General features: G+C 44.7%; 17 protein-coding genes. 9 read left to right on the plus strand and 8 right to left on the minus strand.

From position 1 onward, the window contains the following. Positions 1 to 35 precede the first annotated feature (35 nt). The 7 genes from ABDW16_RS16775 to ABDW16_RS16805 form a co-directional block, all read right to left on the minus strand. Positions 36 to 569 carry a Crp/Fnr family transcriptional regulator gene (locus tag ABDW16_RS16775; protein ID WP_343671233.1) on the minus strand — a complete coding sequence of 178 codons (534 nt, stop codon included), beginning with the start codon at positions 567 to 569 and terminating at the stop codon, positions 36 to 38. A gap of 288 nt (positions 570 to 857) precedes the next feature. Then, the gene (locus ABDW16_RS16780; protein ID WP_343671234.1) at positions 858 to 4,196 is read right to left on the minus strand and encodes a glycosyl hydrolase; all 3,339 of its coding nucleotides are present in this window, start codon (positions 4,194 to 4,196) and stop codon (positions 858 to 860) included. Positions 4,197 to 4,244: 48 nt separating this feature from the next. After that, positions 4,245 to 7,121 (minus strand): TonB-dependent receptor, encoded by a 2,877-nt coding sequence (locus tag ABDW16_RS16785; RefSeq protein WP_343671235.1) that lies wholly within the window; start codon positions 7,119 to 7,121, stop codon positions 4,245 to 4,247. A 102-nt stretch (positions 7,122 to 7,223) separates the two neighbouring features. Then, positions 7,224 to 8,315 carry a FecR domain-containing protein gene (locus ABDW16_RS16790; RefSeq protein WP_343671236.1) on the minus strand — a complete coding sequence of 364 codons (1,092 nt, stop codon included), beginning with the start codon at positions 8,313 to 8,315 and terminating at the stop codon, positions 7,224 to 7,226. Positions 8,316 to 8,377: 62 nt separating this feature from the next. Continuing rightward, positions 8,378 to 8,944 carry an RNA polymerase sigma-70 factor gene (locus tag ABDW16_RS16795; RefSeq protein WP_343671292.1) on the minus strand — a complete coding sequence of 189 codons (567 nt, stop codon included), beginning with the start codon at positions 8,942 to 8,944 and terminating at the stop codon, positions 8,378 to 8,380. A 293-nt stretch (positions 8,945 to 9,237) separates the two neighbouring features. Further along, the gene (locus ABDW16_RS16800) at positions 9,238 to 10,005 is read right to left on the minus strand and encodes a DUF6544 family protein (RefSeq protein WP_343671237.1); all 768 of its coding nucleotides are present in this window, start codon (positions 10,003 to 10,005) and stop codon (positions 9,238 to 9,240) included. Between the two features lie 237 nt (positions 10,006 to 10,242). Next, entirely contained in the window at positions 10,243 to 10,941 is a 699-nt protein-coding gene (locus tag ABDW16_RS16805; protein ID WP_343671238.1) for a hemerythrin domain-containing protein, read from the minus strand. Between the two features lie 214 nt (positions 10,942 to 11,155). Between ABDW16_RS16805 and ABDW16_RS16810 the strand changes: the two genes are divergently transcribed. The 9 genes from ABDW16_RS16810 (at position 11,156) to ABDW16_RS16850 (ending at position 18,983) form a co-directional block, all read left to right on the plus strand. Next, positions 11,156 to 12,415, plus strand: a complete 1,260-nt coding sequence (locus ABDW16_RS16810) for a dihydroorotase (RefSeq protein ID WP_343671239.1) — start codon at positions 11,156 to 11,158, stop codon at positions 12,413 to 12,415. 18 nt (positions 12,416 to 12,433) lie between these two features. Continuing rightward, positions 12,434 to 12,964 carry a DUF4199 domain-containing protein gene (locus ABDW16_RS16815; protein WP_343671240.1) on the plus strand — a complete coding sequence of 177 codons (531 nt, stop codon included), beginning with the start codon at positions 12,434 to 12,436 and terminating at the stop codon, positions 12,962 to 12,964. 23 nt (positions 12,965 to 12,987) lie between these two features. Continuing rightward, positions 12,988 to 13,935 carry a glycosyltransferase family 2 protein gene (locus tag ABDW16_RS16820; RefSeq protein ID WP_343671241.1) on the plus strand — a complete coding sequence of 316 codons (948 nt, stop codon included), beginning with the start codon at positions 12,988 to 12,990 and terminating at the stop codon, positions 13,933 to 13,935. 6 nt (positions 13,936 to 13,941) lie between these two features. After that, positions 13,942 to 15,072 (plus strand): glycosyltransferase, encoded by a 1,131-nt coding sequence (locus ABDW16_RS16825; RefSeq protein ID WP_343671243.1) that lies wholly within the window; start codon positions 13,942 to 13,944, stop codon positions 15,070 to 15,072. A gap of 70 nt (positions 15,073 to 15,142) precedes the next feature. Next, positions 15,143 to 16,159: a dehydrogenase gene (locus ABDW16_RS16830; RefSeq protein ID WP_343671244.1), complete on the plus strand. Its 1,017-nt coding sequence runs from the start codon at positions 15,143 to 15,145 to the stop codon at positions 16,157 to 16,159. Between the two features lie 11 nt (positions 16,160 to 16,170). Beyond that, entirely contained in the window at positions 16,171 to 16,749 is a 579-nt protein-coding gene (locus ABDW16_RS16835; protein ID WP_343671246.1) for a D-sedoheptulose 7-phosphate isomerase, read from the plus strand. Further along, positions 16,746 to 17,438, plus strand: coding sequence for a nucleotidyltransferase family protein (locus ABDW16_RS16840; RefSeq protein ID WP_343671247.1), 693 nt, complete (start codon positions 16,746 to 16,748; stop codon positions 17,436 to 17,438). The genes ABDW16_RS16835 and ABDW16_RS16840 overlap by 4 nt, the downstream gene beginning before the upstream one ends. Further along, positions 17,435 to 17,977 carry an HAD-IIIA family hydrolase gene (locus tag ABDW16_RS16845; protein WP_343671249.1) on the plus strand — a complete coding sequence of 181 codons (543 nt, stop codon included), beginning with the start codon at positions 17,435 to 17,437 and terminating at the stop codon, positions 17,975 to 17,977. Before ABDW16_RS16840 ends, ABDW16_RS16845 begins: the two co-directional genes overlap by 4 nt. A gap of 28 nt (positions 17,978 to 18,005) precedes the next feature. Continuing rightward, on the plus strand, positions 18,006 to 18,983 hold the full coding sequence (locus ABDW16_RS16850) for a hypothetical protein (protein WP_343671250.1): 978 nt from the start codon (positions 18,006 to 18,008) through the stop codon (positions 18,981 to 18,983). A 3-nt stretch (positions 18,984 to 18,986) separates the two neighbouring features. On the opposite strand, the gene gpmA is transcribed toward ABDW16_RS16850, so the two are convergent. Further along, a complete protein-coding gene (gene gpmA / locus ABDW16_RS16855; RefSeq protein ID WP_343671251.1) occupies positions 18,987 to 19,679 on the minus strand; it encodes a 2,3-diphosphoglycerate-dependent phosphoglycerate mutase in 693 nt (230 codons plus the stop codon). Between the last annotated feature and the right edge of the window lie 18 nt (positions 19,680 to 19,697).

Below are 19,697 nucleotides of genomic sequence, written 5' to 3' on the forward strand. Positions count from 1 at the left end.
GATGATTTTTTAGCAAATGCTAAAAACAAGGGTTATCAGATCTGAGCCCGCATACGGCTCAGTGTTACCGGCGACATACCCAGATAGGAAGCTATTGAGGTAAGTGATGCTCTTTGTAGAATAAAGGGGTGCCGCGAAATAAGTTTGCGGTAACGTTCTAAAGCGTTGTCAAATTGAAGCGACAATGTTCTTTCTTCCAAAGCCAGGTAGTGCTTTTCCATCAGGAATCGGTACAGGTTAAACAGGTTGGGGTGTTCCTTGCAGAGGTTTACAAACGTTGCGTAATTTATTTTTAGTAAAATGGAATCTTCTAATATTTCTACATTTTCTTCGCTGCCAGTTTGTGTAAACAATGCATAAGTTGATGTTATGATATCGTTTTCCCTGGCAAATAATGTGGTAATTTCCTTGTCGTTAATAACAGAAAATATCCGCGCAAACCCTTTTTCAATAATGTAGAAATGGTTGGTGCGCTGCCCCTGCTTTATCAGAAAGGAGCCCTTAGGAGCATTCATAAAATCAACATGCTTGTCCAGCAGCTCAATAGCTTCGTTGGACAAGCTTGCCATTTCGAATATATTTTCTAATGCGGAAAACAACTTGATGAATAATGAACCAAAGATAAGGTGGGTTTATAGAAATTCAAATAGTTTTAGTTTTAATCTGGTAACAAGGTTACTTGTAGCAAGCGAAAGTATAATGTACAGAAAAGGGAATACTGTCCGCCGACCAGGGCGGGGAAGGTGCACTACCACACCCGGTTGGTTAGCTAAAAAAAGGGAAAGCGTTAGGGCCAATAATTTTAGACCTGTACAAATGGGGACAGGAGTTTGTAAATAAGTAGTGGAAAATGATAATTACCTGCTGCTATTTTTGATTGAAATTATTTTTACTGGTCCTAACAAACCCGATGGTTGCAAAGGTGAATTGGCTTTATAAAAAGGCTGAGACGTATAAGTAATCTTATTTGTAACGCCGGGTTGTGCATCGCCAATCAAACGGTTCACCCAAAGGTTGGTGACCTTTATTTCCAGCTTATTCTTTCCTGCTTGCAAAGCACTGGTTACATCTATACGAAAAGGTTTTTTCCATACAATACCCAATGGCTTTCCATTTACTACTACTTCGGCCAGATTCTTTACATCACCCAGGTCCAACCACAGTTGTGCTCCTTTTACAATAGCGCCTGATCGCAGATTGATATTCTTTATGTAGGTAGCTGTACCAGAAAAGTATTTGATGCCTGTATCGCGCTGCGTTGTATAAGAAGTTAGTTCAGCAAAGGTAGCACTTGCCGGCGCACCACGGTTGGGCTGAAACATAACCTTCCAGGGACCTTCCACGACTGCTATCTCTTTTTCTGTTTTAGCAGGCAGGGTCATCCTTTTTTTTGTGGCAGGCGACCGGAATACTACAAACACTGCATCATTCGGTGTCAGGTTCAATGTCACGGTCGTACGGCCATTCTCTATTTTGTAAGCAGCAGGTACTATTTTCCCTGTCTCCGGATGCCAGATCTCCGGCACTTTTCCACTAACCCGGAAAACAGCTTCCACTACTTCATCCCGGTCGTTGCGGTTATTTACCCAATAGATATGCCCGTCTGACAGCTTGCGATGCACGTACAGCAGTTGGGCGCTATCGTTCGGTTTATGATACTCAAAATCAGGTTGAATGTTTAATGAAGAAAGAACTTCGCGCAATGGTTTGGCTGAGTATGAAGCAGTCCATATTTCATTTACCAATTTATTGAATTCATTTTGATCATCGGTCAGGCTCAGCGTGCCTATTGGCTTTATACCGGTAATCGTAGCACCTGCTTTTACCAATTCATGTAGTTTACGCAACGCGGGTAATGACATCTTAATGGCGCTGCTGTCTAATACCAGCACACTGTGTCTCATGCCACCTGGTGTAATCAATTTGCCGTCTTTTACCTGCAATACATGCATGAGTGCATCTGTATTGATGAAATCATAATTATATCCCTCGGGAATAGCAGGTGGATTTTTACCAAACAGGTTGGTGATGTTATTATCTTCGCCATAGTAATAAAGAATATCAGCTACAAACCTGCCCTGTTGTAATAGATAGCTACTGCGGGCTAAATAGTCGTTCCATACCTTTGCCTGTTCAGCCCATGTTTCGTGGCGTGTGTACCATTGGCCAAATGGCCCAAGGCCGGGACCGGGAATTTTGTCATCTTTGGGTTGGTGTGGCGAACAATGAATAACAAAGCGGTTTAACCCGCTTGCCAGTTCCAGATCCACGCTCGGTTTTAAATTTCCAGGGTAATAGGCCCACGCAGCTCCTCCAATACCCAGCGCTGTCAATGATTCTGCGGCTACCAGATTTTGCCCATAGAGGTGTGCTACCGATGCAGATTCACGAATATCGATAGTATATTTTGTCTGGTCGTTTTGGTTAATAAGAGGATTGGGTGTCCAGAATGCTGACATGGGGATGGCTGCCGTTCTTTTCACTTCCATACCGTCCGCAATAAACGCACGGCCATCTTCATGCGATTCGGAATACCGTTTCATGCCATATTGTGCAAGAATATTTGTCAATGAATCGTAATGATATTCAGCCACCATTTCGGACAATATTTTCCTGAAATCGAATAGAAATGCTTCGCTTGCAGCTGCGCTTTTAACTATTGCGCCTGTTAGTGCAGGCAGCCAGGGAATAATGCTGTAACCACGGCGTTGTTGAAATTCTGCTGGCAGATTAGCGGTCCAGTTTTGCGCGCCGGCCTCCCAGCTGTCTGTTACCATATATTGCAGGGCGCCTTTGTGACTACCTGCAGCATTTTTATATTGATCCAGATAATTGATGAAATAATTTCTAACCGCAACCGGGTCAAGTTTATCCACCTCCAATCCAGTCGCCTGGTAAGAGGCGGGATGGTTGATAGTACCAAGTAAAGAATACCCAAAACGAACAATTTTCCATTCTCCGCCTTGTGGAGCTATCCAGTTTATCGTTCCGTCTGCATTCAGCTTATCCGTAATATTAATAACTTCGGTTACAATATCGTTACTGGCTGCTGTTGTTTTTTTATCTAATAAATTAGCAGCTGGTGCAAAGGCCGATTTTTCTTCAAACCTGTTAATCCGGTCGGCAGTATGCAAAACGATTTCTGCAATTTCGGTGCCGTCTGAATTTTTTCTGCTTTTATCGGCTAGTCCCATCGTCGCTGCCCTGTTAAAAGGAGCCGGCGGGTTTTTAACTATAATACGGAAATATTTTGCAGTTGTTGCAGGAACCGGAATGGTTTGCTGTAAAATAGCGCCGGGTGGAATATGCGCAATCAACCGGTAGTTCACACCGTCATCGCTTGCCTCCAATGCACGGCCGTCTGCCGGGTCTGCACCCATGCCGAACATTCCGGGGTTGCCGCCACCAACCATGCTTACCGCTTTGATAGTTTGCGGTTGTGGAAAGGCAAACTGTATCCATGCATATCCCTTCACTGTGTCTTTCGGCAAAAGAACGCTTGTACTCAAATCGTCATCAGTAAGTTGGGATAAGGTGAAATGATTACCACTTGACGTTACCACAACGCCCAGGTCACTCAACGATCTGTCGGCCTGCGGCAGCTTGTATGCAAGTACGGCTATATCCCTATAAAATAAGAGATCCTTTGTAATATTCACCTTTCGTTCCCCGAAAGGTTGCATGGGAATGTTTTGGAAAGGGCCTGTAATGCCCAGGGGAGCAGGCAGCTTAATATTTGATGTGCCACCTTTTACACGGGTTTCTGTCCATACAAGTTTTTTCATCCCGTCTTCCGGCTTTACCCAGGAACCGCCGGTTTCGCTAAATCCCGGTGAACCGGCAATAGCCATTTCTAATTTTAGCGAATCGGCCAGTGCAGCGGCAAATCTGAAAGCATCCACCCATTCAGGTGTCATGTAGACAAGCGGTTTATCAACTATCTGCGACTTATCTGAGCGTGCCAGTTCCACTTCAAAATTATGAAAACCGCCAATACCCACACGATGCATCCATTCCAGGTCCTTTCGGATACCGTTTTTGGTAATATTGCCATTCATCCAGTGCCACCACACGCGGGGCCTTGCTTCGTCCGGTGGGTTGATAAAGAATTTATAGAGACTGTCGTTGTTTGCCTGCTGCGCACTTCCTGTAACATAAAAGAAAATAAGTACCAGCATTACTCCTGCCCGTTGCATGAAACTGAAATTAAAATTTAGCCACAAATGTCATTTGTGGCTAAAAAATTAAAAATTGAATGTTGCTGTCATGAAATAGGCCCTTGGCGCTATTGCTACCGTAGAGTAAGGTTTGTTATTCTTAACGGCATCTTCATACATTGCTTTTGTGAAGCCTTGTCTGTCAAGTGCAGCATTGAATGAACCCGGCCGGCTCCAGCTCATTACACCATAAGTGTTAAAAATATTGTTGATGGCTAAACTTAACCGGAAGTTTTTTGACACATCATAGCCGGTGCTAAAATTGAACTGGCTGAAGGACGGCAACAAAAATGCATTGGCCACATTTGCCTGGCGCCTACCCATAAATGACCAGGTAAGCTGCGCATAGAATTTATCAAGATTGTAGGAAGGCGTAATGTTTATAATGCTCCTTGCTATATTATCCGTTTCATTACCGGAAAAAGTAGTAACAAGTGAATCATCCTGTGGGCCAAGGCCATTTGCCAGCCATGTTTTAAAATCTAACGCTTTTGATCGCTGGAAAGTAAGCACACCATGCACATTGAAATGTTTTGCAAAGCCATAATCTGCTTCTATCTCTACGCCATAAGTTCTGTATTTATTGTAAACCGGCGATGGATTGTAACTGGTCTGGTCCACATTCTGAAATGTTTGCAGGTTAGGCACATGACTGAGCAGACTGTAAAAGGGTGTTACAAATAAATTCAGATTACCTGTTTTTGCCTTTATGCCAATTTCAAATTGTTTTATTTTTTGTGCCTGTGGGTCTAGCGTTTTTACAAGAAAATCAGTAGTAGCATTAATATACAAGTCAAGGTCAGGGGCTTTGTTACCCTGTGAAAAGCGACCGTATACTGCAAAGCTGCTATTGATTTTATAATTCAGACCTGCTGAATAGGAAAATGTGCCAATGCTTCTATCAAAGTGGTAAGTATTAGGAGTAGTAGCATAAGCATTGTCATATAAGGTGAGCGGGTTTTTATCTATTCCGCCTGCGGTATCCTGGTTAGCAACAGACGGACTGTTGTATCCTTTTACTTTCATTGTTTCATAGCGTACACCCCAGTCCAGGTTGAGTGCCGGGGTTATCTGCCAGTTGTGACCAAAGAAAAATGCCAGTTGGTTTTGAGTGGCATGGTTCACCGCCTGGCCAACCCTGTCTACGGTCATCACGCCATTTGAATTTGTAACCAGTGATGTAGTACCGTCAGGATTAGTACGGGTAATGGCGACTACCTGTGGCCGGGGTTCTACGGTAGCCAGCGCAAAACCAACCCGCCCATTAAGCCGGTCCAGTTTTGTTCCGCCATAAAAACCACCGAATGTAAAACTCATATTATCCAGTTTTTTAGTTAATGAAAACTGGTCGAGAAATTCCTTGGTTTTATTGCTGATAAATAAAAGGGGTTCATAGAATAATGAATTTGGAGATACCTGGCTACCCGGCAACTGGCTTTGGGTAACGGTAAAATCGTGACCATTCGCAGTTGCTACAGTCGCCAGTTCCCGACCATCCTTCAAATCGCGGATGTGATAAGTGCCCGGTTGTCCGACTGTATTCATACGGGTATAAATAGCCAGGTCGGTCAATTCTATGGGATATACGGACCCGTTGGTATTCCAGGTAGTGCTCTTATCGGAGTAGCGCATGGCGTTATTAAATGTCCAGCCATGGCCAAGCCGTTGCTCCCAATTCATGCCGGCGGATTTGTCTATGGAATGAATGAGGTCTTTATTGTTGTAAATACCTCTCTGGCCGGTCTGGTTGATGCTGAAATTCTGCTGAATGGAAGGCATCAGCACATTGGAACTTTCTGAAAAACCAGGAGCAGGCTTTGGGTTTGTGAAGCTAAGTGTGGGTGTAAATTCAAACCAGCCGTTGTGATCGTTCAGGTATTTGGCGTAGAACTTCAAGGACCCTGTTTTGTATTTTTTCACCAGGTTGCCGCGGAATTGTCCGCCTCTGTTCAATGCATATCCGGGGTACCTGGCACCTTCTGCATAGCGATAAAATCCACCTGCATTCCAAAACCAGTCTTTACCCAGGGGGCCGCCAATATTGATGTCTGTGCGGTAAAAACTGTTTTTTCCGTTCCCTTCCAGGCCATATTTAGCCACTACCTCACCCTTTGTTTCGCTGCCGCCTTCTTTTGTTATATAGTTGAAGATACCACCCGGTGCATTGGCGCCAAGAATAGAAGCCGTTCCGCCACGAACGGCTTCCAGCCGTCCTACTGTGGCGTCGGCACGGAGGAAGTAGTCAGGACCATAATTACTACATGTTACATTGGTTACCGGCAGCCCGTCTTCCTGCATGCTCACATAATAATAGCCTGAAGAGCCATCATTGGAACCAACAGATACACCACGGGAATAAACGGTATTACGAACTTCCCCAAGAGAAGAGTTAACATACACGCCGGGAACATTCTTCAGGAGGTCAGGGGCGCTTACCGGCGCCAACCTGGCCACCTGGGCGGCAGAGATGGTACTGATAGCCACCGATGCTTCCATCTTTTTTCGTTTGTCGAACACCCCGGTCACTACTACCTGGTCCAATGAACTGCTGGTTGGTTTCATATCAATGGCCAGCGAGAAAATAGTACCTTCTTTCAGGATATAGCCAGATAATGTTTGTGACTCAAAACCGATCATAGAAAACGAAAAACTATAAGGGCCACCTGCTGGTACTCGTAAATTGAACACGCCGGCTGTATCTGTTTTGGTGCCGGATACAAAATTGGTTTTCTTATCGCGGGCAACAACCGATACGCTGACCAGTGGCTCGTTGCCAGGGCCTTTTACAATGCCGGTTACCGTACTGGAGGTTTGCTGTGCATGTGAAGCGATTGGCTGAAAAACTTGAACAAGTACAAGGAAGGCTAATAGAAAAGCTCGGAAATTGAAGAACTTTTTCATCATGTGGAATTGTAATTTGTAATAAACAATAAAAATCCTGCTATCGGCATACCGAATAGTCATTCATCAGTGGAATGCAATTAATTTATGTTTGTTTGGTTGTCTTTACCTGCTTATAATGTACGCGTTGTCCTTTCGTGTAATCGTCAGGTGGTGGATCGTGCCGATTTCTTTCAGGATCGTATCTAAAGAGTCTGTTCGATTGTACTTTCGTGTGAAATAAATTTTCTGAATATCTTTTTTATTATAAACAATTTCCACGTTGTACAATGCTGCCAGATTATCGAATACTTCTCCCAGCTGTTGATTATTGAACATGAAATACGGTCTGTCCTGAGCATCAGGCAGGGAAGGATCATCACCCGTCATGATCTGCTCCGGAGCCGCATTGTTGTGAAGTGAAAATGTTCTCACAATTGCCGTTTGGCCTCCATAAACAAATTCCTGGCCTGGTAAGAGATAAACATCATTCTTCATTCGTTTGTTTGTCTTATCTACAGCTTTAATTACCACTTTGCCATTGTACAGGCGAATAATAATATGGCTTGTGTTTCTAAACGCGGTAATGGTAAATTCAGTTCCCAATACGGTAGTTGAAATATCTCCACTGGTCACTGTAAAAGGTTTTGCCTTGTCATGCGCCACTTTGAAATACGCCTTTCCGATCAGTGTTATCTCACGTTTGTCGGCAAACGGCTCCCGGTAGGTCACTTCACTGTTGTTTGCCAAAATGATCAAAGAGCCGTCTGCTAGCTGAATTCTTTTTTCTTTGCCTGTTGTATTGACATCATGTCGTACCGCAAATGCCAGGCTGTCGTTCTTTGTCTCTGTATGCTGCGCAATGGGTATGCCTGGTTTATGGGGGCTGAAGAATATCCAACCCAGCCCAACAACTAAAAGAACTGATGCGGCAACAGCTATCGATATCAACATTCTGCGCATCGATGGTCTTTCTACTTCTTCCGTTATATCTTGTTCAAGACGATTCCATTTATCTTCCAGGTTCGCCTCATCCATTATATATGTCAGGTCTTTCTTTATCTCTGTCAGTTGCCAGGTCTTTTTCAAACGATTAAAATGGCGTAGGTTTTCCTCACTGGCATTGAGCCAGTTTTCAACAATTGCTTTCTCCTGTGCTGTCTCCTCATTAAACAAGTACCTGACCAAAAGCTCATCGTATTGATTGTTGTCTTCCATGTGCATGGTATTATTAATACACTTAATGATGAATTCTTCCCTACAACGAAAAGAAATATTTTTTACATTTTCAATAAAACGTTGAAAATCAATATAAGAAAGATGAGAAACCGGGACAATTTTTCCTTTAATTTCGACATAGCCCTGCTTATTTGGGTATCCACTGTTTTTACAGAGATATTTAACCGGTTGGCTATTTCTGCGTATTTCAGTCCTTCAAATTTTCTGAGTTCAAATATGGTACGCATTTGTTCCGGCAGTTCTGCAATAGCGGCATCAATAGCTGCACTTAATTCCTTTAGATCAATGCTATTAAAAGTTGCTGCTGAAATATCTTCGGAGGTTGTTCTCAACTGGTGGGCTGCATGTTGTTGCTTTACTTTTTCATGCCTTAGGGTATTTAAGCTAAGATTATCAATGATTTTATACAAATAAGATATTGGAGATATACCAGAGGCAAGCGTTTGGCGGGTTTCCCAAAGTTTGATAAAGCCCGAATGAACAATATCTTCCGCCAAATGAATGTCGAAGCTGTACTTCAACCTGCAGTAAATACAAAGAGGAGGGTAGTGTTTTTTAAATAACTCCTTAAAGGCAGCTTTGTCAAACTGCAAATTTTCGGGAGGCACTCCTTCCAAATTGTTCTGTGTGTTGTTGATGCTCATTGGAAAGTGCTCGTATTTGATGGATATTTAATATTCATTGTGCGTTTCGAATGTTTAATATATACGTAAGCGGTTAAATTTCCAATAAATCTTTGGATAATGCTTGGTAAGTAAATGCGAAACGCTATTCCCTACTCGTTGTGGTATCCCATCAATAAATCCTGAGGAGGTTCATTTTGGATTTTAAAGGCGCAATTAGTTTTTATGATATAATATAATAGGCAAAATATCTTCAAATTGAATATGGAAAATAGCTCTTAGGTAATATTGTCAATCTTTCCTTTATAATACTCAAAAATTTCAGGTCCTTCCTGCCAGGCAGCACTTACAGTGGAAGGGATAAGTCTGCCGTCTTTTTCAATATATTCCGAAATAGTTGCAAACCATTTCAATTTTTTAAAGCTTCCGTGTTTTCCTGATTGATAACGATCGTCTGTTTCAAAGCGGATGGCTTCCCCTTTGTCATTAAAGTGAAATACCCCGTTTACTGTAAGGCCCTTATGTGTCAGGGTTGCAGCGGCAGCCCGGTCATTGACCTGGGTCCATTTAATATAGGGCTGCAAAGCATAGGCAGGTACCAGTAGGCTTTCGGATAATACAGTTACCAATGCCGATACATCCATTTCAGGGCCTTTCGCATCAGTCATAGTAAAATAACGCAGCAATTTTATCAGCATATTCCCATGGCCTTCCTGGAATTTATCCCTTGCTTCAAGGGCATAAAAGCCAGCAACCTTTGCCCGCATATAAACGATCCTTGATGGCGCTGTAACGCCATTAAACTGCATGCCCTGTAACGTTATCCACTTTTGTTTTGGTGACATTTTAATCCACATTTCTTTCCATTCAATATGAGCGCACATTTTCTTTTCCCTGCCTACATACCTGCATACATGAAAATATTCCTGCACAGGCGCCGGTAAGTGAGCTATATCGGCCTCCGTAATTATATCCTTTTGCTGGTTGATACAATGCCTGCTTTCTGATTTTACTTCTGCTAAATAGCGCTTCAGTAAAGGTGTCATGATGGAGTGTTTGAAATGAAGTTACGGCATTGCCAGTTCAAAAGGCAGGGTATTCTTTAAACTATGATAAAGATCACGTTTATTAGGCGCAGGTAGCTAAAAACAAAAGAAGGACTTCCCGGTTTCGGGTTCGTCTGCGACAATGGTGGCAATCACATAAGCGCATATACTCAAACCGGCTCGTTGAAAAGCTCCTGCATTTTATTCGTACCATAGGTACTGGTCCTGTTTTCCAATTTACTGCCCCGAAACCTTAGGCGTGAATTGCGCAAGATCATAAATACCTAATTGTTTTTCTATATCAGTCACTTTATCTACAAACTGTTCAAATCCCCCCTCTCCAAAAAGCTGGTGCTCCCGTTTCTCAAAATCTTCACCCAGGCTATCAAATTCATGTTTGCTGATAATATCCCTTAGGGCAGGAAACAAAACCGTATCCTCCCTGGCTTCATGCGGCCTGTACATGCGAATAAAAGAAGTGAGCAAACCATTTAGTTCTTCAGTTTGTATCCGGGGTTGTTTTGCCAATTGCAGCAGCTGATTGGTAACTATTCTACCTTGCTGATGCTGTGTTCTTAATACCTGAACCAGGTCTGTAAGTTTTCGGGCTTTTTCAAAACGTGGGAATAAAAAATCTTCTTCCTGCTTTTCATGATATTCTTCAATGAATGTATGGATAATGCTGGCTGCATCTGTTATTAATTGGGGATTGATGTTTTGCATTGTCAGAAAATGATCGTACACCAGCAACACCCGGTTCAAAATGCCATGTTCACGCATCAGGTCCTCCGGAGGGCTTATTTCCTCTTCTTTTTCCTTGCATCCTGCCAGTAAACCGACACCTGCCATACCGGAAACGACAGTTATTTTTAAGCTACGCTCAATGAAATTCCTCCTGCTATAACCGGAGTTGAAATTATTAGTTAATTCATCCATGGAATAGTTTTAAAAAGGGTGAACAATCTTTATACCACATAACCGCCCCCTAATTAATTTGGCGTCAATTCCATTTTGCGCGGCAAAAATGGTCCATATTGATGGTGGCCCCTCCCCGAACAGCCTTTTTTATCCCCGCCTGCGCTCCTTACCCCGAAATTCTATTACTTTTGTCCCCGGTATTTCAGAACGGTTTAGATTCAGTTAGTATAGCATGCATATATTACTCAAAAACGTACAAATTATTGCTCCAGGTGCTCCCAACCATGGCCAGCAACAGGACATTTTAATCGAAAATGGCGTAATCAGCCAGATTGGAAACAATATCTCCGCGCCCAATGCCCGGATTGTGGAAGGCAAAAACCTGAACGTGTCTCCAGGATGGACCGATGTATTCGCACACTTTTCTGATCCCGGCCAGGAATACAAAGAAGACCTTCAAAGTGGTGCCGCTGCTGCAGCCAAAGGGGGGTATACCACTGTACTTATCGTACCCAATACCCAGCCTGCCCTGCACACCAAGCCACAAATCGAATACGTCATCAGCCGTACCCGCCATACCGGGGTGCAGGTATTGCCCATCGGCGCAGTGACCAAAAATATTGAAGGCACTTCACTGGCAGAGATGTACGAAATGCGGGAAGCCGGCGCCGTCGCCTTCTCCGATGGCCTGAAGCCCATCCAGAGCCCAGGCATCATGCTCAAAGCCCTCCAATATGTAAAAGCCGTAGACGGCACCATCATACAACTGCCTGACGACCTGAGTATCTCTGCTCACGGCCTCATGCACGAAGGCGTGTACAGCACTCAGCTGGGAATGCCCGGAAAACCTGCCATTGCCGAAGAACTGATTATTCAGCGCGACCTGGAACTGGCTGCCTACACCCAATCCAAAATTCACTTTACCGGGGTAAGCACCGCCAAATCCATCCAGCTCATAGCTGCCGCAAAGGAAAAAGGTGTAAAAGTGACCTGCTCTGTCACCCCTTACCACCTGTCACTCACTGATAGTCAGCTGGAAACATACGACTCCAACTTCAAAGTCAATCCGCCCCTCCGCAGCAGGGACGATGTAAAAGCCCTGCAACAGGCGGTAAAAGATGGACTGATTGACTGCTTTGCCACCCACCACCTGCCACAGGACTGGGATGCCAAAGTACTTGAATTTGAATATGCTAAGAATGGGATGATTGGCCTGGAAAGCGCCTTTGGCGTACTCCGCCAATACCTGCCGGAAGTGCCGCTGGAAAAACTGATCGATATGCTGGCCATCCAGCCCCGCAAGATCTTCAACCTCCCGGCTCACAGCCTGGCAGTAGGCGCCGTTGCCAACCTCACCATCTTTGATCCGGAAGAAGAATGGACCCTGACCCCCGCACATCTGGCGAGCAGGTCCAAAAATTCGGCGTATCTTGGCGCCCGGTTAAAAGGTGCTGTAAAAGGTATCATCAACGGCACCAATGCCCAACTTTAATAAATGTCATTTTTGAGTATGAGTAATGCAAATTCTCCCAACCAGGGCGTAAAATGGGGTTTAATAGCAGGAGGAGCCGGCGTAGCCGTCGGGCTGATCTTCTATTTGACCAGTCCGATCAAACTGCAAAGCCTCCTTTTCGGAGGTATAGAACTGGCAGTTACCGCCATTTGTGCCCTCCTGGCCGGACTGGAACGCCGAAAAGCCTTTGGGGGAAAAATTGATTTTAAGACCGCCCTGCAGCCTATCTTTACGACTTTCGTGATCTCCCTGCTGATTGGGGTCATTTTTACCTATGTCCTATTTAATTTTGTCGATTCTTCGCTGGTAGAACAGATGAAACAGGCGCACATCGCCGATGTGAAGGATATGAAAAACCTTTACAAAGCACTGGGTTACTCTGAATCCGATTACAACAGGGAATTAAAAGAGGCCGAAACAGGTGAATATGGCGTGACAATTGCAGGCAGTGTTATAAATTACCTGCAAAAGCTGATTAAATCATTCATCCTTTCTGCCATACTTTCCCTGATTGTACGCAGAAAGTAACCATTAACACATAGTAATTTAAGATGGATATTTCCGTAATCGTTCCCTTAAAAAACGAAGATGAATCACTGCCGGAACTGGCAGCATGGATAGACCGTGTCATGAAGGAGAACCAATTTTCCTACGAAGTGTGGATGGTAGATGATGGTAGCACTGACAATTCCTGGGAGGTGATCCAAAACCTGGCCGCGTCCAATGCAAATATCAAAGGCATCAAGTTCCAGCGCAACTATGGCAAATCTGCTGCCCTCAACGAAGGCTTCAAGATGGCCAAAGGCGACGTAGTTATCACCATGGACGCTGACCTGCAGGATAGCCCTGACGAGATACCTGAGCTGTATAGCATGATCAAAAACGATGGCTTTGACATCGTGAGCGGCTGGAAAAAGAAACGCTACGACAGCGCCCTGACCAAGAACCTGCCTTCTAAATTATACAACTGGACCACTACCAGGATGAGTGGGGTTCAACTGCACGATATGAACTGCGGTCTGAAATCCTACCGTAAAAAAGTGATAAAGAGCATAGAAGTATACGGCGAAATGCACCGTTACATTCCTGTAATTGCGAAATGGAACGGTTTCCGCAACATCGGGGAAAAGGTGGTTGAACACCGCGCCCGTAAATACGGGGTGTCCAAGTTCGGGTTGGAACGCTTTATCAATGGTTTCCTCGACCTGGCTACCATTATGTTCATCGGGAAGTTCGGAAAACGCCCTATGCACCTTTTTGGCGCCCTGGGTACCTTATCGTTTATGATCGGTTTCGTGATTGCAGCCTACCTTGGCTATGAGAAGATCTTCAATGATATCTATAAAATGACTGATCGCCCGATCTTTTATCTCGCACTGCTGGCTATGATCATTGGTTCTCAGTTGTTCCTGGCGGGTTTCATAGGTGAATTGGTGACCAGGAATGCTGTTGAAAGAAACGACTACCTCGTGGAAACTACATTAGACCGAACGAAATAATTGCTGATGGGAAGAAAGAAGATACTTATCCTGGGACCCGCCTGGCCTTATCGTGGCGGTCTTGCTGCCTACAATGAAAGACTGGCTGAAGAACTGCAAAAGGACGCAGATGTTGAAATCTGGACCTTTACCCTTCAATATCCCAAATTCATTTTCCCTGGCAAAAGTCAATATGCTACCGAAGCGGCGCCACCACACCTGCACATCACCCGCCGGATTAATTCCATCAATCCGCTGAACTGGTTGAAAGTAGGCCGGCAAATCCGCAAAATGAAGCCAGACCTGATTATTGCCAAATACTGGTTGCCACTCATGGGCCCTGCCCTGGGTTCCCTGCTGCGTTTAGGTAAGAGAGGCAATACCAAAGTTCTTTCTATCCTCGACAATGTGGTACCTCATGAAAAACGCCCCGGCGATGTGGCATTTACTAAATATTTCCTGAAACCGGTAGATGCCTTCATCGCCATGAGCCAGTCTGTGCTGGATGATCTCAAGGTGTTTGAACCTTCAAAACCGGTATCACTCATACCTCATCCTATTTATGACAACTATGGTACGCCAATTCCAAAGGCAGTTGCTAAAGCAATATTAAACCTGGATGAAAACAAAAAGTACATTCTCTTCTTCGGCTTTATCCGCCAGTACAAAGGTCTCGATCTGCTCATGCAGGCCATGGCCGACGAAAGGATGAAAAAGCTGGATGTACACCTGGTGGTAGCAGGGGAGTTCTATGAAGATGCAACACCCTACAATGAGCTACTCGCTAAACTACAACTGGGTGACCGCATTCTGATGCACACCGATTTTATTGCAAACGATGCTGTTAAAAATTACTTCTGCGCTGCCGACCTGGTAGTACAACCTTATAAAAGCGCTACACAGAGCGGCATTTCACAAATCGCTTACCACTTCGAAAAACCAATGGTTGTAACAAGGGTAGGAGGATTGATCGAAATGGTGCCTGACAATGTAGTGGGTTTCCAATGCGAACCTGATCCTGCAGATATTGCTGCTGCCATAGAAAAATACTATCTGGAAAACAGGGAAGCCGATATGACAGCGGCTGTTCACGTTGAAAAGCAAAAATATTCCTGGGACAGACTGGCAAAAGAAATTCTGCGCCTGACAGGTTTGTAAGATATTTTAACGGTTTTTTAAACCTTTGGCCACAGGAATCATTTATCTTGCCGGTCCATATTATTAAAACATGATCTATCGTAGTAAAGCACCATTACGCCTGGGACTGGCAGGCGGTGGTACCGATGTAAGTCCATATTCTGATATGTTTGGTGGCGCCATCCTCAATGCCACTATCTCGTTATACGCCAGGGCGGCCATCGAGCCGATTGCTGAAAACAAAGTCATTTTCGAATCGGCAGACAGAAAGGAACAACTGGTATGCGAGGCCGTATTCCCACTTACCTGCGATGGCAAACTGGACATCCTGAAGGGTGTCATTAACCGTGTGGCGAAAGACTATGGTATTCCTTCGGGGTTTAAACTCACCACATTTGTAGATGCCCCTGCCGGTTCCGGTCTGGGTACCTCCTCCACACTGGTGGTAGCGGTGCTGGGCGCATTTGCAGAATGGCTGAAACTGCCGCTGGGTGAGTATGATATGGCGCATCTGGCCTATTGTATTGAAAGAGAAGATCTGCAACAGGCAGGTGGTAAACAGGACCAGTATGCAGCCACTTTTGGTGGTGTGAACTTCATGGAATTTTACGGCGATAAGGTGATCGTAAACCCCCTGCGCATCAAGGATAAATACCTGGATGAGCTGGAAAACAACCTGGTATTGTACTACACCTCTACCAGCCGTTTGTCCAGCAGCATTATCTCTGAACAACAGAAGAATGTAACGGAGAAAAAAGAATCCAGCATTGAAGCCATGCACCACCTGAAAGAACAGGCGGTGATGATGAAAGAAGCTTTACTGAAAGGTACTATCGATAAAATTGGAGAGATCCTTGATTATGGTTTTCAGCATAAGAAAAACATGGCAAAAGGTATTTCCAATTCACAACTGGATGAAATTTATGAAGCGGCCAAAGGTGCCGGTGCTTCCGGAGGCAAGATCTCAGGCGCTGGTGGCGGTGGCTTTATGATATTTTACTGTCCCCGCAATACGCGTTATGCCGTAGTCGATGCCCTGAATGCCTTTGGTGGCCAGGTGAAACGCTATCATTTCACGCACCAGGGAGTGAACACCTGGACGATTTAAATGCAGACCCAATGACAGACAAAATTATTAAGACTATTCAGGAAAGCATCGCTGTAAAACAGGCGATTATCAACGACGAAACATTAGTAAGAACTATCGCGCAGGTGGCAAGTGTGATAACAGGTTGCTTTCAGCAAAATCATAAAGTATTATTTGCGGGAAATGGCGGTAGTGCTGCAGATGCGCAACACCTGGCCGCCGAGTTTTCAGGACGTTTTTATAAAGACAGGACACCGCTGTACGCCGAAGCGCTGCATTGCAATACATCATTCCTGACCGCTGTAGGCAATGACTATGGTTACAATGAGGTGTATGCCCGCATGCTGCGTGGTATCGGTCAGCCAGGCGATGTGTTCGTCGGTATTTCTACTTCTGGCAATTCTGCCAATATCCTGGAAGCCATCAAGGTGGCCAAGTCCAAAGGAATGATCGTGGTAAGCATGACTGGCATGTCTGGCGGGAAAATGAAAGATGGTAGCGACTACCTGCTGAATGTACCTTCTGCCGATACACCGCGCATCCAGGAGTCGCATATCACCATTGGCCATATCATTTGTGAAATAGTAGAAAACAATCTATTCGGATCATGATTACAGAATGTATTGTATTAGCAGGAGGGCTGGGTACCCGGTTGCGTAGCGTGGTGGCGGATAAGCCTAAATGCATGGCCCCTGTGGGCGATGTTCCTTTTATAGATTACCTGCTGCGCTACCTGCTCAAAGAGGGTATGACGCATGTGGTATTATCATTGGGACACCTGTCAGAACAGGTGATAGAATACATTGAGAGCAACGAATGGACAATGAAGGTGGATTTTGTGATCGAAGCAGAGCCGCTGGGTACCGGTGGCGCGATCATGAATGCACTGGATGCTCTGGAAGAAGACGAGTTCTTCATCATGAATGGCGATACTCTTTTCAACGTAGACCTGTTTGATTATTCAAACTGGCACCAGGAAAAGGGAAGCAAATTATCCCTGGCACTAAAGCCAATGCAGCAGTTTGATCGCTATGGTAGTGTACAGCTGGATGAAAATAAGCAAATCACGGCTTTTCTGGAAAAACAATATTGTGAAGCAGGGTTGATCAATGGCGGTATCTACGTGGCCAACAGGGAATACCTGGAAAGCCTGGACCTGCCAAAGAAATTCTCCTTTGAAAAAGATGTACTGGAAGCACAGGTAAAAAGCGGTAAAGTGTACGGCTTTGAGAGTGATTCCTATTTTATAGACATTGGCGTACCGGCTGATTATGAGCGGGCGCAGCAAGAACTGGCATGATAGCAATTGATAATAGCTGGACTTTGTTCCTGGACCGGGATGGGGTCATGAATGAGGAAATCAAAGATGGGTATGTGCTGCACTGGGATATGTTCCGGTTTTCGGAAGGTGTGCTGGCGGCGCTGCCTGTATTAGGAGCCCGTTTTGGTCGTATTATAATCACTACAAACCAGCGTTGTATAGGCAAAGGATTACTCACCGAAGAAGGGCTGGCAACCATTCATGCGCATATGCTGGCAGAAATCCGTAACCATGGGGGTAGGATAGATGCCATTTATCACTGTCCGGATGTCAACAATGACAGTCCCTGCCGTAAGCCGCAGCCAGGTATGGCCATGCAGGCGCAATCAGACTACCCGGAGATAGTGTTCAGTAAATCTGTAATGGTGGGCAATACTATGGGGGATATGAAGTTTGGTAAGCAATTGGGAATGAAGACGGTATTTATTCCTTCTACAAAACCGGAGCAGGTATTTCCTGATCCGATGATCGATTTTAAGTGTGACAATTTATTGGAATTTTCAAAGATCATACAATAAATTTGTTTCATATAACGTAAATAAGGCTATGAAGAAAGTGCGCATAATTGGGTTATCCTGTCTGCTGTTTGTGGCTGCTACTGTACGGGGGCAAAGAATCAGTGCGACTGATGCGGCGTCTTTAAATGCGCAGCAGGACTCCCTGAAATACTTGTCTGACCTTATCTTACGTGGCAGGGATGAAGATGCCCGGCAGGGTGCCAATGACCGTTTCATCCCGAAACTGGTGCAGGCACTGAAAACCCCGAATTCTTTCTATTTTCCTTTTGATTCTATTACAACAGTTTCAATTCAATATCCACAGGATAGTACTTTCCGCATTTTCACATGGGGAGTGGAGAAAGAGAATACCTTTTTCCATCATTATGGCGCGATCCAGATGCGTACGGAAGATGGAAAGCTGAAGTTGTTCCCGCTCTTTGATGCCTCTGATTATATCGTGAATACGGATACCATTACGGATAATAAGAACTGGTATGGTTGCCTGTATTATAAGATTCTGCAGCGCAGGTTCTTTAACACGGATTATTATACCTTATTTGGGTGGGATGCGAATAATCTGCGCAGCCAGAAGAAGATGATAGAGATGTTGACCTTTAAGGATGGCAAGCCTGTATTTGGAGGGCCGTTCTTTAGTTATGCGGAAGATACGGTGCCCAAGCCGCTGAGAAACAGGTTTATATTAGAATATAAGAAAGAGGCGACGATCAGCCTGAGTTATAACCCGGAAATGGATATGATTGTGTACGATCATCTAATTTCTGAGACGAATCAGAAAGGAAAGCCTTCGACGTATGTACCGGACCTGGATTATGAAGGGTTTAAGTGGAAAGGGGGGAAGTGGGTGCATATTGAAAAGGTGTTTCATGATGCGCTGCAGTTAGGAAAATATCCCGTGGGGCAGCCATTGGATACGAAAAAGAAGGATTTGACAAATCCGAAAACGGCGGAAGAGATCAATGAAGAGACATTGCAGAAGCAGCAACAGAAGAAGAAGCCGAAATAACGGCTATTTATATAGATAATAATGCCTGATCCTGCTCAGATCATCATTCAACTCATACACCCACGGTATCCCAGTCGGGATGTCTAAATTCGTCACTTCCTCGTCAGACAGGTGATCTATGTACTGTACCAGTGCCCTCAAGCTATTCCCATGCGCACAAATAATTACCTGTTTTTTCTGTTTCAATGCAGGAATGATGGTATTGGTCCAATAAGGGAGTACGCGATCCATCGTTTCACTGAGATTCTCCGTTACCGGCAGTTCATTGGGTAACAAGTCCCTGTACCGGGGATCATTCCCTGGAAAACGCGCATCGGTTTTTTCCAGTGCAGGCGGATGTTCATGCGGATCCCTTCTCCATTTATGTACCTGCTCCTCGCCATATTGCTGCACTGTCTCAGCCTTATTCAACCCCTGCAGGGCACCATAAAACCGCTCATTTAAGCGCCATGATTTCTCTTCGGGAATGTACAGCTGATCCATTTGCTCAAGGGCTAAATGAAGGGTTTTAATCGCTCTTTTGAGCACAGAGGTAAATGCGATGTCAAAGTGAAAGCCATTATCAGCCAGTAATTTTCCTGCATGTATGGCCTGTTCAATGCCTGTTTGGGATAAGTCTACATCTGTCCAGCCTGTAAACCTGTTTTCCAGGTTCCAGCGGCTCTCGCCGTGGCGAAGGAGTACTAATTTTTGCATGCATACAAGTGCGCAAAA

It is taken from the genome of Chitinophaga sp. (assembly GCF_039596135.1).
GTDB lineage: Bacteria > Bacteroidota > Bacteroidia > Chitinophagales > Chitinophagaceae > Chitinophaga.